14 protein-coding genes, 1 tRNA gene and 1 pseudogene are annotated in these 13,439 nt (G+C 57.9%); 8 read left to right on the top strand and 8 right to left on the bottom strand.

Going from position 1 to position 13,439, the window contains the following annotated elements; all coding sequences use genetic code 11:
• Positions 1-16 precede the first annotated feature (16 nt).
• The gene (locus IEY47_RS01720; RefSeq protein WP_188981407.1) at positions 17-1,453 is read right to left on the bottom strand and encodes a M48 family metalloprotease; all 1,437 of its coding nucleotides are present in this window, start codon (positions 1,451-1,453) and stop codon (positions 17-19) included.
• A gap of 225 nt (positions 1,454-1,678) precedes the next feature.
• Here IEY47_RS01720 and IEY47_RS01715 point away from each other — a divergent pair, with 225 nt between their 5' ends.
• Positions 1,679-1,933, top strand: a complete 255-nt coding sequence (locus tag IEY47_RS01715; RefSeq protein ID WP_188981406.1) for a sulfurtransferase TusA family protein — start codon at positions 1,679-1,681, stop codon at positions 1,931-1,933.
• Between the two features lie 66 nt (positions 1,934-1,999).
• On the opposite strand, the gene IEY47_RS01710 is transcribed toward IEY47_RS01715, so the two are convergent.
• On the bottom strand, positions 2,000-2,473 hold the full coding sequence (locus IEY47_RS01710) for a peroxiredoxin (RefSeq protein WP_188981405.1): 474 nt from the start codon (positions 2,471-2,473) through the stop codon (positions 2,000-2,002).
• Between the two features lie 10 nt (positions 2,474-2,483).
• The gene (locus tag IEY47_RS01705; RefSeq protein ID WP_188981404.1) at positions 2,484-3,041 is read right to left on the bottom strand and encodes a glycine cleavage system transcriptional repressor; all 558 of its coding nucleotides are present in this window, start codon (positions 3,039-3,041) and stop codon (positions 2,484-2,486) included.
• A gap of 164 nt (positions 3,042-3,205) precedes the next feature.
• Between IEY47_RS01705 and dapA the strand changes: the two genes are divergently transcribed.
• The 4 genes from dapA to IEY47_RS01685 all read left to right on the top strand — a co-directional run bounded on the left by dapA (position 3,206) and on the right by IEY47_RS01685 (position 6,349).
• Complete coding sequence (gene dapA / locus IEY47_RS01700) at positions 3,206-4,084, top strand: 4-hydroxy-tetrahydrodipicolinate synthase (protein ID WP_188981403.1); 879 nt, start codon at positions 3,206-3,208, stop codon at positions 4,082-4,084.
• An 18-nt stretch (positions 4,085-4,102) separates the two neighbouring features.
• Entirely contained in the window at positions 4,103-5,221 is a 1,119-nt protein-coding gene (gene bamC / locus IEY47_RS01695; protein ID WP_188981402.1) for an NlpB/DapX family lipoprotein, read from the top strand.
• 84 nt (positions 5,222-5,305) lie between these two features.
• Positions 5,306-6,175 (top strand): phosphoribosylaminoimidazolesuccinocarboxamide synthase, encoded by an 870-nt coding sequence (locus IEY47_RS01690; protein ID WP_188981401.1) that lies wholly within the window; start codon positions 5,306-5,308, stop codon positions 6,173-6,175.
• A gap of 84 nt (positions 6,176-6,259) precedes the next feature.
• Positions 6,260-6,349: transfer RNA gene (locus IEY47_RS01685), tRNA-Ser, on the top strand.
• A 111-nt stretch (positions 6,350-6,460) separates the two neighbouring features.
• Here the strand turns inward: IEY47_RS01685 and IEY47_RS01680 are convergent.
• The 4 genes from IEY47_RS01680 to IEY47_RS01665 form a co-directional block, all read right to left on the bottom strand.
• On the bottom strand, positions 6,461-6,808 hold the full coding sequence (locus tag IEY47_RS01680) for an antibiotic biosynthesis monooxygenase family protein (protein WP_188981400.1): 348 nt from the start codon (positions 6,806-6,808) through the stop codon (positions 6,461-6,463).
• Between the two features lie 41 nt (positions 6,809-6,849).
• Complete coding sequence (locus tag IEY47_RS01675) at positions 6,850-7,824, bottom strand: zinc-dependent alcohol dehydrogenase family protein (RefSeq protein ID WP_188981399.1); 975 nt, start codon at positions 7,822-7,824, stop codon at positions 6,850-6,852.
• Positions 7,825-7,886: 62 nt separating this feature from the next.
• The gene (locus IEY47_RS01670) at positions 7,887-8,189 is read right to left on the bottom strand and encodes an ArsR/SmtB family transcription factor (protein WP_188981398.1); all 303 of its coding nucleotides are present in this window, start codon (positions 8,187-8,189) and stop codon (positions 7,887-7,889) included.
• Positions 8,190-8,379: 190 nt separating this feature from the next.
• Positions 8,380-9,297, bottom strand: coding sequence for a LysR family transcriptional regulator (locus IEY47_RS01665; protein WP_188981397.1), 918 nt, complete (start codon positions 9,295-9,297; stop codon positions 8,380-8,382).
• A 267-nt stretch (positions 9,298-9,564) separates the two neighbouring features.
• On the opposite strand from IEY47_RS01665, the gene IEY47_RS01660 reads away from it, so the two are divergent.
• The 3 genes and pseudogenes from IEY47_RS01660 (at position 9,565) to IEY47_RS20665 (ending at position 11,084) form a co-directional block, all read left to right on the top strand.
• Positions 9,565-10,293 carry an SDR family oxidoreductase gene (locus tag IEY47_RS01660; protein ID WP_188981396.1) on the top strand — a complete coding sequence of 243 codons (729 nt, stop codon included), beginning with the start codon at positions 9,565-9,567 and terminating at the stop codon, positions 10,291-10,293.
• Positions 10,294-10,316: 23 nt separating this feature from the next.
• Positions 10,317-10,739: pseudogene (locus tag IEY47_RS20670) on the top strand (nuclear transport factor 2 family protein); the annotation flags it as partial.
• A 90-nt stretch (positions 10,740-10,829) separates the two neighbouring features.
• Entirely contained in the window at positions 10,830-11,084 is a 255-nt protein-coding gene (locus tag IEY47_RS20665) for an Atu4866 domain-containing protein (protein ID WP_229779149.1), read from the top strand.
• An 80-nt stretch (positions 11,085-11,164) separates the two neighbouring features.
• On the opposite strand, the gene IEY47_RS01650 is transcribed toward IEY47_RS20665, so the two are convergent.
• The gene (locus IEY47_RS01650) at positions 11,165-13,357 is read right to left on the bottom strand and encodes an OsmC domain/YcaO domain-containing protein (RefSeq protein WP_188981395.1); all 2,193 of its coding nucleotides are present in this window, start codon (positions 13,355-13,357) and stop codon (positions 11,165-11,167) included.
• Positions 13,358-13,439: the final 82 nt, after the last annotated feature.

Raw genomic sequence — 13,439 nt, 5'->3', positions numbered from 1 at the left:
CGGTTCGATCGCAAGGTCAGCCGAGCAAGTCCTTTACCGCACGTTGTTCTTCTTTCAACGCTTGGTAGCGTGCGTCAATGCGTGCCGCGAGTGGGAAGTTGTTCGCGGCGCGACGTCGCGCGAAATCCAGTTGCTGAAGCGCCTGATCGTAATCGCCAACAAGCGCGAAGTATTCCGCGCGTGCTTCGTGTACGCCGATGATGTTGCCGGAAAGCCCTCGGACCTCCGCCACTTCGTACCAAACATCAGGATCTTTAGGGCGATCCAGCCGCAGGCCGTCTAGCAATTTTTCAGCTTGCTGTGGTTGATTTTGCTTTAGCAGTAGATCGATCGCGGCCTGCTTTACCGGGTAGCTGCCCGGGTAAAGCGAAGTCAACTGCTCGATGCGTTTGCCTGCGTCGTTGAGCCGGTTTCGCGCCTCGTCGAGCTCTACTTGGGCAAGTCCGTAAATCAGGCTGTCGGGATTCTTTTTCAGCAATTCCGACAGCAATTGCTGAGCTTCGTCGAGCTTTCCTACCTTGGTTTGGGAAATGGCCAAGCCGTACCGTGCGGCATCCTTTTCAGGGTGCTCGTCGAGCATTGCGCGAAACTGCTGTGCCGCCGACCCCGGCGTCTGTTCGAACATCAGGCGCGTGCGCGCACGTATGAGCTGATATTCGAGGCTGTCGTCGCGGCCGCCCCTTTGGAATTGCTCGGCGCGGTTGCTCGTGTCTGCGATGCGTGACTCGGTAACCGGGTGCGTGAGCAAGAATTCGGGCGGCCTGCTGTCGTAGCGGTATTGTCGCGCGAGTCGTTCGAACATACGCGGCATGGCTTTGGGGTCGTAGCCAGCTTTCTCCATGTTCAAAAGGCCGACGCGGTCAGCCTCTTGTTCGTTTTGCCGAGAAAATCTGCGCTGTTCCTGAATGGCGGCAGCTTGCGTCGACGCAATGGCTGCGATACCCGCATCGCCCGCGCCGGCCGCGGCCGCGACGATGCCGGCGAGCATGGCGGCCATCATCGGCAGTTGCAGCCGTTGTTGGGCCATGAGGCCGCGTGCGAAGTGACGTTGCGATAAGTGTGCGAGTTCGTGCGCCATGACCGCCGCATACTCGGCTTCGGTTTCTGCATAGAGAAACAATCCGCCATTAACGCCGACAATCCCGCCGGGAGCCGCGAATGCGTTGATCTGGTCGCTGCGCAGGAGCACGAATTCGAAGCGTCGGTCCTGTACCTGACTCGTTTCTGCAAGCCGATAAACGCTACGCTCGACGTAGTCCTTCAGCAAGGGGTCCGAAAGCTGTGGCACCTGCCCGCGAAGAATGCTGAGCCACGCGCGCCCGAGTTGATACTCCTGCAGTGGCGACACCGCGGCCGAACTAGAGTCCCCCAAAGAAGGCAAGTCGTTCGCGGTCAGCGGCAATGGGGCGATCAGGCAGGCAAGGGCGAGAAGAGTAGGGCGCAGCGACATCATGCACGGGGCTCGTCACGTAATGGATGCGTTACTGTAGCAGCCCGCTTCCGGGCGCGGCGAATCCATGGGTTGAAAAACGTGTCGGCGCGGGCTGATAGTTGGTGCGATGGTGCCGCATAGCACCCCGCTGGCAATCTTGCCGTGATGATCGGCAGGCACCGGCCATCATGGTTGTAGAGCTGCCCTCAGCACTTCGTTATCCTGTGGGCTTTTTCGAGGTGCGCAATGGTTGATTCGCAGGGTATTACCGTCGATGCCAGACTTGACGCTACTGGCTTGAATTGCCCGCTGCCGTTGCTCAAAGCGAAGATGGAATTGGCACGGCTAACGCCTGGGCAAGTGCTTGAGGTTACTGCAACCGATGGTGGCTCCCAGCGAGACTTTCGCGCGTTCGCACGATTGTCGGGGCACGCGCTCTTGAGGGAAGACAGTGATGCAGGCCTTTACCGTTACTGGTTAAAAAAAGCCGAGTCTGTTTGAGCAGAGCAGGCACGAGGCCTGCAACCGAGTCAAACCACAGCGATCGAGGCGCCCGTTTTAGAGCTGCTATTTTTTGGCCAAGGCTTGGGCCGCCGCCAGTACGGAGTCGACATGCCCAGGCACCTTCACGCCACGCCATTCCTGGCGAAGCACGCCCTCTCGGTCAATCAGGAAGGTGCTGCGGTCTACGCCCATGTATTCCTTGCCGTACAGCTTTTTCAGCTTGATGACATCGAACAATTGGCACAGCGCTTCGTCTTTGTCGCTGATCAATTCGAACGGAAAGCCCTGCTTGGCCTTGAAGTTTTCATGCGTGCGCAGGCTGTCCCGTGAGATTCCGTAGACCACTGTGTCTGCCGCGAGGAACGCTTGGTGCTGATCGCGAAAGCCTTGTCCCTGGGTCGTGCAGCCTGGCGTATTGTCCTTTGGATAGAAGTAAAGAACGGCTTGCCGGCTTTTTAGGGCGGCGGGAGTTACCTCATGCTCACCCGTTGCAACGGCGGAAAAGTCGGGTAGCGGCTTGTCGATTTCTACAGTCATGTTCGATCTCTTAAGGGTTCTGCGGGCGCCAGGGTTCGATCAGAGCATCCAGGTTCAAGGCGTCGGCAAAATCCAGGAATTGATCACGAAGCCAGCTGATCTGCGTGCCTGCCGGCAGCGTTACCGTGATGGTCGCGGTAAGCATGGTGCTGCCGGTCTGCGGGGCCTGGTAGGTGTCGCAGGTGATGTTTTCCAGATCGATCTTGTGGTCAACGAAGAACTGGCAGAGCTCGTTGAGAATATCCGGGCGGTAGATCGCGTTCACATAGGCGACATAAGGCAGCGATTGCGGGCGCGGCTCCAGCGGCGCGCTGCGAATGACACTGATGGTGAAGCTGTTGCGTTTGGCGATCTGCGGTAGCCCGCTTTCGAGGCGGGCCAGCGCATCCCAACTGCCTGATATCTGCAGGACGAGTGCGCTGTATTCACCGTGGCGTGTCAGGCGACTGCTGGTAACCGCGCAGCGGCTCTCACTGGCTGCCCGGCAGAGCGTATTGGTCAGCTCCATCGGATTGGCACCTAGCGCGCTAATCAGCAGAAATTGTTCACGAACGGGAGGAAGGGACATACAGCATTCCTAGATAATCACGGGCAACGAGGACAACCTCGAACAGAGCCCGAAGGGTAGCGAAAAGCGGGGGCCGTGGGAATGCTTGAACCTGATCGGTTGGCTTGTGCAAGGCTGGTGGCGCCATTACCATTACGGCTCATTTTTTCGGCAGGAGCGGTTGCATGATTTCAGGCAGTATGGTGGCACTGGTCACCCCCATGGACGCCCAGGGCGCTCTGGATTGGGACAGCCTGAGCAAGCTGGTGGACTTCCATCTACAGGAAGGCACCAATGCCATCGTTGCTGTCGGAACGACCGGCGAGTCGGCCACGCTCGAAGTCAGCGAACACGTCGAAGCGATCCGACGAATCGTCCAACAAGTGAATGGCCGCATTCCAGTCATCGCGGGCACCGGCGGCAACTCGACACGTGAGTCCGTCGAGCTGACGCGCGAGGCGAAGGAGATGGGCGCGGACGCCTGCTTGCTCGTCACCCCTTACTACAACAAGCCGACGCAAGAAGGCTTGTACCGGCACTTCCGCCACATCGCTGAAGCCGTGGACATTCCTCAGATTCTTTACAACGTACCGGGCCGCACCGCTTGTGACATGCTGCCGGATACCGTTCTGCGGCTGGCCGAAGTGCCTAACATCGTCGCCATCAAGGAAGCCACGGGCAACCTTGAGCGCGCTAAAACGCTGATCGATCGTGCGCCAAAGGACTTCTACATCTATTCCGGCGACGACGGCACGGCAGCCGGCCTGATGTTGCTGGGTGGCAAAGGCAATATTTCCGTTACCGCCAACGTCGCCCCCCGTGCGATGAGCGATTTGTGCGCCGCGGCAATTGCCGGTGACGAGACTACGACTCGGGCGATCAATGAGCGACTGATGCCGCTCAACAAGGCTCTGTTCCTGGAGTCGAACCCCATTCCAGTCAAATTCGCGCTGCATGAGATGGGCCTTATTCCAGACGGAATCCGCTTGCCGCTCACCTGGTTGAGTGATGAATTTCAGGAACCACTGCGTCACGCCATGCGCCAATCCGGCATTCTGGCTTAATTCGAGGAATCACTGCGCATGAAGCGATACGCCGGACTTTCCGTGCTAGCACTTGTCATCACCAGCACCAGCGGATGTGGCTGGTTATGGGGCGATGACGGATATTTCCGCGACCGCGGTAGCGATTATCTCGAGGCCCGCCAGACACCGCCGATGCAGGTGCCTTCGGACGTCCAGGCCAAACGGCTCGATCCGTTGCTGCCTATTCCTGCGAACGTGGCCTCCACGCACGTTTCCCGGACTGACTATGAGGTGCCGCGCCCGCAGCCTATCGATGTCGGCACGGATATGAGTGAGTTCAGCCTTCAGGAGAGCACCGACCAGCGATGGATTCTTGCCCAGCGTGAGCCTTCGCAGATGTGGACGGTAACGCGCCAGTTTTTCGAAATGAACGGTTTCCGGATTGCCGAAGAGCGTCCTCACACGGGCGAATTCGTAACGGCCTGGCAGCCGGTCGACCAGTTGGCCTCAGATATGGCGAGCCGTTTGAGCGCGCGTGGTGAAGATCTGGCCGGGCATGAAACGCGTCTGCGGGTTCGTATCGAACCTGGCGTTGCGCGCAACACCAGTGAAGTCTACGTCGCGAGCGCCAGCCGCCCGGTTGGTAGCACCGCCAATGTCGATTTTCCGGCACGTTCCGGCAAGCCCGCCGTCGAAGCCGTCCTGCTCGACGACCTCTTGTCCTCGTTGACCGGGAGTGCCAACCAGTCTGACTCCATTTCGCTTCTCGCTGCCAACAGCTACGACGCACCCGATCGTGTAAACCTGACCCAGGATGGCAGTGGCAATCCTGTGCTGGGATTGGTCACCGATTTCGATCGTGCCTGGTCGAGCGTCGGGCGTGCCCTGCAGAATGGCGACGTCCGCGTCGAAGACCTTAACCGCAGTAACGGTCTCTATTACATCAACCTGGCGGAAGGGGCGGCGAACCCTAACGAGAAGCCGGGCTTCTTCTCGCGTTTGTTCGGAGGCGGGCCTAGCCAGGAAGAAATCGACGCGCGGGCTGAACGCTATCAAGTGCGCCTGAGCACGGTCGGCGATAATGTTCAGGTGACGGTCGAGCAGGGTATCGAGAAGGTTGCCCCTGCTGATGTTTCGCGGCGCATTCTGACGTTGATCCAGAACAACCTGGGCTGAAGCGCGGCATACGCGCGCTTACAGCCTCATCTCATGACAAGGCGAAACCTCGGTTTCGCCTGTTTCATTTAAAGGGCATACCTCATGAGCACCACCTCTTCGCTTGGCCTCAAGAAACTCTATTCAGGTAAGGTGCGAGACCTTTACGAGATCGATGATAAGCGGATGCTCATGGTAGCCAGCGACCGCCTTTCGGCGTTCGATGTCATTCTCGAGCAACCGATCCCCGAGAAGGGAAAGATCCTTACCGCCATTTCGAACTTCTGGTTCGAAAAACTTGGCCATCTCGTACCGGATCATTTCACGGGTGATAGCCCTGAAGATGTGGTGGCTGCTGATGTCTATCCGCTGATCGAAGGCCGCTCGGTGGTCGCCAAGCGTTTGCAGCCGGTACCGGTAGAAGCCATCGTCAGAGGTTATCTGGCAGGCTCGGGATGGAAGGAGTACAAGGCGCAGGGTACGGTCTGTGGCATCGCGTTGCCGGAGGGGCTGCGTGAGGCAAGCAAACTGCCTCAACCTATTTTCACGCCGTCCACTAAGGCGGCTATTGGCGATCACGACGAGAACATCTCCTTCGAGCGCTGCGAGGCGATCATCGGCAGCGAGCTTGCGGCAAAGGTTCGAGATACGGCCATCGCGCTCTATACCGCTGCTGCTGAATACGCGGCTACGCGTGGCATTATCATTGCCGACACGAAGTTCGAATTCGGTCTCGACGAGCATGGCACGTTGACCCTGATGGACGAGGCGCTGACCCCTGACTCCAGCCGCTTCTGGCCGGCCGATAGCTACGCCGAAGGTAGCAACCCGCCAAGTTTCGATAAGCAATTCATCCGCGATTGGCTCGAGTCCACGGGCTGGAACAAGGAGCCACCGGCGCCAACGGTGCCCGATGACGTTGCCCTGAAAACCGCCGAGAAGTACCGCGAGGCATTAACCCGCCTGACTCAATAACACGCAACCCTCTGAAGATGCGCAGAAAAAATCTCTTCAGGGGTTCGACAATTCATAACAAGCTGATATCATTCGCGCCGCTTCGGGGAGATGCCGGAGTGGTCGAACGGGACGGATTCGAAATCCGTTGATCTGGCAACAGGTCCTAGGGTTCAAATCCCTATCTCCCCGCCATATATAAAAAGCCCTGTAACGGACAACATTACGGGGCTTTTTCTTTTCTACTTCTTCCCGACTTCCTGCACCAAGCGCACCGCTAGATTGCGCCTATCGATCGATAAGTCCTCAAGACACTAATATTGCGGTATCAGCGCTGCTCAAATCATCGGGTGCTCCCGTCGTAAAAGCCGGGCCCTCAATATGGTAGACCGTTGGCTCCTCTGAAAAATATTCCTCTAGGCGCGTCATGAACATCTGATGGTCTTCACTCGCTTCGAAGCCCGGCGTGTGGTCCTCGAGTGATTGCCATCGCACAATGAGGTTGAATTGCTGGGGAGTTTCAATACCTTGCGCGAGCAAGTGACCGCCGTAACCCTTCGCGCGAGTTAGCAGATGAGCGACCTCGGTAAATGCACGCCTGAACATTTCAATGCGTTCTTCGTGAACGGGCAGCAAAGCGATTTCATAAATCATGGCATCTCTCGAAAGTGACTTAAGCTTTTGAAAGTTCGCACTTAGGAAATGAGCGATTGCTCAACTGCAATTGCGATTTTTCCCCGAAGGCCGTTGTTGGGGCTCTCCAGTCTGGCGTGGGCAAGCGCAATGTCGGCGAGCGAATAGACCTCGCCAACGTGCGGGCGTAGTTGACCACGCTCCACCAATGCGCTCAGCTCATCGAGCTTGCCGCGGTTCTGCCGTGTAAAAACGAAGTGATAACTGGCGTTTTTGCCCCACGCCTGGACAACGTTCTGTGGCTGCGTAATGTCAACGATCGTGACAACACGGCCGAGTTGCGCAAGAGCGTCGGGGCTGCGGGACAGTGCATCGCCACCGATGGTGTCAAATACGACATCAACGCCCCGACCATCCGTTTCCCGAATGACAGCGTCGACGTAATCGTCTTTTTCGTAGTCGATGATCACATCGGCACCCATACTGCGCGCGAATTCTGCATTTGCTTGGCGCACGGTCGTGAACACTCTTGCGCCCATGGCTTTCGCCACTTGGATCGCTATATGGCCTACGCCTCCCGCGCCGCCGTGTATCAGTATGCTTTCTCCAACTCTGAGCGACGCACGCACCACCAACGCTTCCCATACTGTCCCGCCAACTAGAGTAAGGCTGGCCGCTTCAAGATGGCTCAGTGATGGAGGCTTCTTGCCGATGATGCTTTCTGCAGCAACGTGGTACTCGGCGTAGCTACCCGGCCCTTCGAATATTTGCGGGGTGTACCAGACTTCGTCCCCAGCAGCGAAGTTCTTCACCCCCGGCCCGACTTGCTCGACAACGCCCGATACATCGTGTCCGGTAATAGCGGGCAGTTGCACCAGACCGGCATAGTCGCCACGTCGAACTTGATAATCCAGCGGGTTAATAGAGGTCGCATGTACCCGAACCAGGACTTGTCCTGCTTGCGGTACAGGCTTCGGCACGTCGCGGAGCTCGAACGATTCCGGGCTGCCGAATGATTTGAGTGTCATCGCTTTCACGGTAAATCTCCTTATCGATAAAAAGGGATATCGAGATATTTCGATATATTGCGGTAAAAAATTTACAGCTCTTTCCCTATGGCCTCGGCAAGCGCACTGATGTTTGCTTCATTACGCTTGTAGTAGGTCCACTGACCGATACGCCTGACTTCGACCAAGCCTACTCGTTGCAAAGTGGCGAGATAACCAGACACCGTTGATTGCGACAATCCGACACCTTCTTGGATACTGCTGACGCACACTCCCACCGTCAGAACGTCACCTTCATCCTGTGGAGGAAAGTTGTTTGCGGGATCCTTCAGGCCCCTCAAGATTTCAAGGCGTGTAGGGTTCGAGAGAGCTTTGAATACTTCGATCAGGTCCATGGCTGGATAATATCGAGATTTACCGATATGTCAATTCGTAAATTAATCGCGCCGTCGGGCCGATACCCTAGGTCTCTTGAACTTGCTAGCGCTCAGGGAAATTCCAGTGAGCTAAGGTCGCCAGCAGCCCGAATGGCCTCCAGCGTTTGCTAAGAGCGCTGATTTAGCCTGCCGCCAGACAGGACGTGGATTACACGCCCGCCAATGAGTCATCCCTCTGCTTACGGTGCTGTCGAACATGCTCGACCAGCGCTTTCAGTTTTGGCGCAACGTTGTGCCGGCTTGGGTAGTAGAGGAAGAATCCGGGAAAGGGCTTGAGGTAGGCATCGAGTACGCTGATCAGGTCGCCGCGTTCGAGATAGGGACGGAACGTATCCTCGATGCCAAAGGTGATGCCGCCGCCGGCGAGTGCCGTTCGTACCATTACCAGCATGTCATTGGTCGTGACCTGTGGAGCGACGGCCACGTCGAAAGCCCGCCCCTGTTCGCTGAACTCCCATCGATAGGGCGCGACATCCAACGCAGGCCGCCAGCCGATACAGCGATGCTTCACTAGATCGCTTGGATGCTGCGGCGTGCCGTATTGCGCGAGGTAGGTCGGTGTGGCCACGGCGACTTCTCGTTGTTCGCCCGTAATCGCGACAGCGATCATGTCTTGTTCGATCACTTCACCCAGCCGCACACCAGCGTCGAAGCCGCGCTCGACAATGTCGAATTCTTCGTCCGTTACCGTGACGTCCAGGATGACCCCCGGATATGCCGCAGCGAACGTGGCGATCAGCGAACCGTCCAGAAAGCGTTCGGCGATCGATGTCACCGCGATGCGGAGCAAGCCTCGCGGGGGGCCGTCGGTCGCTACCTCTTCCAGCGCCGCGAGCAACGCCGTTAGCGGCTCGGCTATCTGGTGCTGCAGACGTTCCCCCGCTTCGGTCAACCGCACGCTGCGTGTCGAGCGCTGCACGAGTGCAATCCCTAACCCGTCTTCGAGTCTCCGAATGCCTTGGCTGACAGCCGAGCGTGTCACATCCAGCCGATCCGCTGCGGCGCGGAAATTATGTAATTCCGCTACGGCGGTGAAGACCTTGAGCAGATTGAGATCTGTGTGCATTGGTAAGCCCTGCTAACCGATTCGGTAAGTATTTGGGGAATTCTCTCGACAATGCCCGTTGGATATCGTGAGCGCAACGTTGAGTCACCTGCACCAGGACTCGTTTCCTTTGACCGCAGCAACCGTTGTTCGCGGGATACGGCTTAGCGTCGATCAGGTTCGTCGTGGCATTCGAGCGCCCATGCTTCGGCATGAAGAACCGCTCGTGTGACGGACTACAAACCATGAACCACTCAGGTCCGCTTAGACCTGCGAGAGGACAGTTATATGAGTATCGACAAAGTTGTTTTAGTTACGGGCGCATCCAGCGGTATCGGCGAAGGCATTGCACGCGAGCTCGGTGCGGCGGGCGCCAAGCTGCTATTGGGTGCGCGCCGTACGGATCGGCTCGAGACCGTCGTGGACGAAATAAACGCTGCGGGCGGCGAGGCCGAATACCAACGTTTGGACGTAACCGATGCCCGCGATGTCGCCGCGTTCGCCGAAGCGGCACGCCAACGCTGGGGGCGGGTAGACGTGATCGTCAATAACGCCGGGATCATGCCCTTGTCCCCCATGGCCGCGATGAAGACGGATGAGTGGGACCGCATGGTGGACGTCAACATCAAGGGCGTGCTGAACGGCATCGCCGCGGTGCTGCCGGAGTTCACCAAGCGGGGCAGCGGTCACGTCGTCAATATCGCCTCAGTGGGCGCATTGACTGTCTCGCCCACGGCGGCGGTGTATTGCGCGACCAAATACGCCGTTCGGGCGGTTTCCGAGGGGCTGCGCCAAGAGCGTTCGGACGTTCGCGTGACCTGTGTGCATCCCGGCGTTGTCGAGAGCGAGTTGGCGTCGACCATTACGGACGGCGTTGCCAAGGAAGCCATGGAAAGCTATCGCGCCATCGCGCTCAAGCCGGACGCCATCGGACGGGCCGTACGCTATGCAATCGAACAGCCGGAGGACGTCGATGTGAACGAAATCGTCGTTCGACCAACCCTGGCTTTTCACTGATAAGAACACCATGAGGACAACCCATGAACATCATCCGAAATCGTTTCGCCGTTCTGTTACTGATATTGGTATCGATGTTGACGAGCGCTCTGCCTGCACAAGCAGACGACGCCACCACCGAACGCAACCGCGCGTTCATTACGCAGGCATTCGAGAAATGGTCGGCAGGCGGTCGAACGTTTTTCCAAGACGTGCTGGCGCCGGACATCGTATGGACCATCGAAGGGTCTGGCCCATCCGCGGGCACGTATCGCGGTATCGATGACTTCATGGAGCGGGCGGTCACGCCCTTCGTCTCACGTTTATCAACGCCGATTCGCCCCACCGTGAAAGGTATCTGGGCCGAGGATGACGTCGTCATCGTGAACTGGGACGGCGAGGGGAGAGCGGCCGATGGCAAGCCTTACCACAACAGTTATGTGTGGATCTTCCGTATGGCTGAGCAGCGCGCGATTGAGGTCACAGCCTTCCTGGATCTTGTGCCATACGACGATGTCATCCGGCGCATCCCCCTAAACGAAAAGGAGAATAACGCGATGAACGATTCCAGCGCTGGCCATCCTTATGTCGGCATGTGGACCACCGACGGCGACCAAATTCGCCATGAGCTATTACCCAACGGTCGCTACGACGAAGCCCGCGGCAATCGTGAAAGCGCCTATCAAGGGCGCTACGAGGTGACGGGTAACCATATCGACTACTGGGACGATACAGGCTTTACCGCCGACGGAACGTTCGTCGATGAAGACACCCTGCACCACGGTGGGATGGTCTTCCGGCGCCGGGGATAATTGGCCGTAATGCCCGGGGTGAACGTCCAGCGTCCACCCCGGCTGCGGTTGGGCATCTCCGACCGTTGCTTGGCGATCAACTATTGCAAACGGGCGCGGGCCGCGTGGAGTTTCTTATAACTCTCGATCAGGCGCAGGTGCCGGTCGAGTCCTTCCAGTTTCATGCTCGTGGGCGTCAAGCCAAAGAATCGGACGCTGCCGTCCAGAGAACCGATGACCGCGTCCATGCGCGCATCACCGAACATCCTCCGGAAATTGGCTTCGTAATCGTCCAGCGCCAAATCGTCGTCAAGCTCCACTTCCAGCGCCGCGTTCAGCGCCTGATAGAACAGGCCGCGATCCAGCGTGTTGTCATTGAACTGCAGGAAGGTTTCCACTCCTTCCTTGGCTGCTTCGAACTGCTGTAATGCCAGCTGGATCAAGAGCTTTAGCTCGAGAATCGTCAACTGGCCCCACGCCGTGTTGTCATCGAACTCGACGCCGATCAGGGTGGTGATGTCGGTGTAATCGTCCAGCTCGCTTTCTTCCAGTCGCTCTACCAGGGCCTGGAGACTATCGTCATCAAGGCAGTGCAGGTTGAGGATGTCTTCGCGAAAGAAGAGCGCTTTGTTGGTGTTGTCCCAAATCAGGTCTTCCACCGGATAGATTTCAGAGTAGCCCGGCACGAGGATGCGACACGCTTTGGCGCCCAGGTGCTCGTAGACCGCCATGTACGTTTCCTTGCCCATGGCCTCGAAAATGCCGAACAGGGTTGCCGCCTCCTCGACGTTGGCGTTTTCGCCTGAGCCCGTGAAATCCCACTCGACGAATTCGAAGTCAGACCGGGCGCTGAAGAAACGCCATGACACGACGCCGCTGGAGTCGATGAAATGTTCGACAAAGTTGTTGGGTTCGGTAACCGCTTGGCTTTCGAACGTTGGCTGCGGCAGGTCGTTGAGCCCCTCGAAGCTGCGGCCCTGTAGCAGTTCCGTCAGACTACGCTCAAGCGCAATCTCCAGGCTTGGATGCGCGCCGAAAGAAGCGAAGACGCCGCCAGTGCGGGGGTTCATCAGCGTGAGGCACATGACCGGAAATTCGCCGCCGAGCGAGGCGTCCTTCACCAATACCGGGAAACCCTGGGCTTCCAGGCCCTGGATGCCGGCCAGAATGCTCGGGTATTTCGCCAGTACGGCCTGGGGCACGTCAGGCAACGCGAGTTCGCCCTCGAGGATTTCGCGCTTCACGGCGCGTTCGAAGATTTCCGACAGGCACTGGACTTGCGCTTCGGCCAGCGTATTACCTGCACTCATGCCGTTGCTGAGGTACAGGTTTTCGATGAGGTTGGATGGGAAATAAACCGTCTCGCCGTCGGACTGACGAACAAATGGCAGCGAACAAATACCGCGCTCTACGTTGCCCGAGTTGGTGTCGTAGAGGTGCGAACCACGCAGCTCTCCATCGGGGTTGTAGATATCCAGGCAGTACGCGTCGAGGATTTCCTTGGGCAAAGCGTCCTTGCGGCCAGGCTTGAACCAGCGCTCGTCCGGATAATGTACGAACGCGGCATTGGCGATGTCCTCACCCCAGAACTGGTCGTTGTAGAAGAAATTGCAGTTGAGCCGTTCGATGAACTCGCCCAGCGCGGACGCGAGCGCGCTTTCCTTCGTTGCTCCTTTGCCATTGGTGAAACACATCGGTGACTGCGCATCGCGGATGTGCAGCGACCACACGTTCGGCACGATATTGCGCCACGACGCGATCTCGATCTTCATCCCCAGCTTGGCAAGGATCGCTGACATGTCAGCGATGGTCTGTTCCAGCGGCAAATCCTTGCCGGCGATGTAGGTACTTGCAGCTGAGTCGGTGATGGGCATCAGCAAGGCTTGCGCATCGGCGTCGAGGCTTTCGACCTCTTCGATGACGAACGCCGGCCCGGCCTGCACTACCTTTTTCACGGTGCAGCGATCAATAGACCGCAGGATGCCCTGGCGGTCCTTTTCGGAGAGGTCCGCGGGCAGCTCCACCTGGATCTTGAAAATCTGGTTATATCGGTTTTCCGGATCGACAATGTTGTTCTGCGATAGGCGAATGTTGTCGGTGGGAATGTCCCGCGTCTGGCAGTAGAGCTTGACGAAGTAGGCCGCACACAATGCGGAGGACGCGAGGAAATAGTCGAAGGGGCCCGGCGCCGAACCATCGCCCTTGTAGCGAATCGGCTGGTCGGCGATGACGGTGAAGTCGTCGAACTTGGCTTCGAGACGAAGGTTGTCGAGAAAGTTGACCTTGATTTCCATGCGGGACACCAGAATTGCGGGCAGGCGAAATAGGGCGCCATTATCCGGCTTCTGCGCTCGATGTCTTTGGGTTTTCGGCTTC

It is taken from the genome of Pseudomonas matsuisoli, assembly GCF_014647635.1.
In the GTDB taxonomy this organism is placed as follows: Bacteria; Pseudomonadota; Gammaproteobacteria; order Pseudomonadales; family Pseudomonadaceae; genus Pseudomonas_P; species Pseudomonas_P matsuisoli.
Note: the sequence above shows the minus strand (reverse complement) of the source record. Positions and strands in the feature narration are given on the sequence as shown.

What these genes read in the sequence shown, in the direction of transcription:
- IEY47_RS01665 (WP_188981397.1), bottom strand. Translation starts at nt 9,297, where the DNA reads ATGCACACAGATCTCAATCTGCTCAAGGTCTTCACCGCCGTAGCGGAA.
- IEY47_RS01710 (WP_188981405.1), bottom strand. Translation starts at nt 2,473, where the DNA reads ATGACTGTAGAAATCGACAAGCCGCTACCCGACTTTTCCGCCGTTGCA.
- IEY47_RS01705 (WP_188981404.1), bottom strand. Translation starts at nt 3,041, where the DNA reads ATGTCCCTTCCTCCCGTTCGTGAACAATTTCTGCTGATTAGCGCGCTA.
- IEY47_RS01650 (WP_188981395.1), bottom strand. Translation starts at nt 13,357, where the DNA reads ATGGAAATCAAGGTCAACTTTCTCGACAACCTTCGTCTCGAAGCCAAG.
- IEY47_RS20665 (WP_229779149.1), top strand. Translation starts at nt 10,830, where the DNA reads ATGAACGATTCCAGCGCTGGCCATCCTTATGTCGGCATGTGGACCACC.
- dapA (WP_188981403.1), top strand. Translation starts at nt 3,206, where the DNA reads ATGATTTCAGGCAGTATGGTGGCACTGGTCACCCCCATGGACGCCCAG.
- IEY47_RS01670 (WP_188981398.1), bottom strand. Translation starts at nt 8,189, where the DNA reads ATGGACCTGATCGAAGTATTCAAAGCTCTCTCGAACCCTACACGCCTT.
- IEY47_RS01715 (WP_188981406.1), top strand. Translation starts at nt 1,679, where the DNA reads ATGGTTGATTCGCAGGGTATTACCGTCGATGCCAGACTTGACGCTACT.
- IEY47_RS01720 (WP_188981407.1), bottom strand. Translation starts at nt 1,453, where the DNA reads ATGATGTCGCTGCGCCCTACTCTTCTCGCCCTTGCCTGCCTGATCGCC.
- IEY47_RS01690 (WP_188981401.1), top strand. Translation starts at nt 5,306, where the DNA reads ATGAGCACCACCTCTTCGCTTGGCCTCAAGAAACTCTATTCAGGTAAG.
- IEY47_RS01680 (WP_188981400.1), bottom strand. Translation starts at nt 6,808, where the DNA reads ATGATTTATGAAATCGCTTTGCTGCCCGTTCACGAAGAACGCATTGAA.
- IEY47_RS01660 (WP_188981396.1), top strand. Translation starts at nt 9,565, where the DNA reads ATGAGTATCGACAAAGTTGTTTTAGTTACGGGCGCATCCAGCGGTATC.
- bamC (WP_188981402.1), top strand. Translation starts at nt 4,103, where the DNA reads ATGAAGCGATACGCCGGACTTTCCGTGCTAGCACTTGTCATCACCAGC.